At 56.8% G+C, this 784-nt stretch carries 1 protein-coding gene; it reads left to right on the forward strand.

What is annotated here, in order from left to right:
- The coding region (locus tag DM374_RS32620; protein ID WP_450088436.1) for a T6SS phospholipase effector Tle1-like catalytic domain-containing protein at positions 1 to 784 on the forward strand (784 nt) is incomplete at both ends.

Consider the following 784-nt stretch of genomic DNA (forward strand, 5'->3'; position numbering starts at 1 on the left):
GGGTAAAGCGATCTACAAATATGATTCTCTTCTGCTTTCTCAAGTTGCATTGCATTCACTGTTCTCAGATGCGTTCTCCCATGGTGCACCGCTTAAGGTTATGGCTGACACACTTCCAAATGAACTGAGACATGATTTATGGAGGGAAATGCCTAATCGGGTTGTTCTGGAGTTTCTTGTCGCTCCAACGTTGGCTGAACGATTCAATGCTTGGCGTGAGGCAACTTTGGGCGTTTCTCCTGTCCCAGATACCCTCTCATTTGAGTACATCGAAAACTACAACCCCCTCCCCTCCGACAAAACGGTAGAAGCCGCCCTCCGCGACCAACTCGGTTGGATCACCGCCTGGCGTATCGACCGCTATGCCTTCAGAACCCTCGAGCACCAGACCTTCTACAAGGAATCCTCCGACACCCAAGCTGCGCCGGAGGTTCGCAAAAAGGCCGAGGCCCTGCGCAACCAAAAGCAGAAAGACGTGGAAAAACGCCGCGTCGAGCAACGTGCCAGGGAGCGGCGCGAGCGCCTGCCGTCGGCGCCATTGGAGCCAGGGGTCAAGGACTTCGATGCGGACATGGGCAAGACCCAGTTGCATGACGCTGCGACAGAGTTCGGCGAAGTCTACCGCCGTGAAACGAGCACGCCACCCCAGTTCAACCCCATGGGTCTGGTTAGCCCCGCTGACCGCGCGGTGCTTGAAGTCCATCTGCGTGAGCAGCGACAGATCAAGGCGCTGGGCCGCGAGCGTGTCAGCCGGCTGTTCCCGCCACCGTCAGGAGTAAAGAAT

Origin of the sequence: Pseudomonas huaxiensis (assembly GCF_003231275.1) — a bacterium.
Taxonomy (GTDB): Bacteria; Pseudomonadota; Gammaproteobacteria; order Pseudomonadales; family Pseudomonadaceae; genus Aquipseudomonas; species Aquipseudomonas huaxiensis.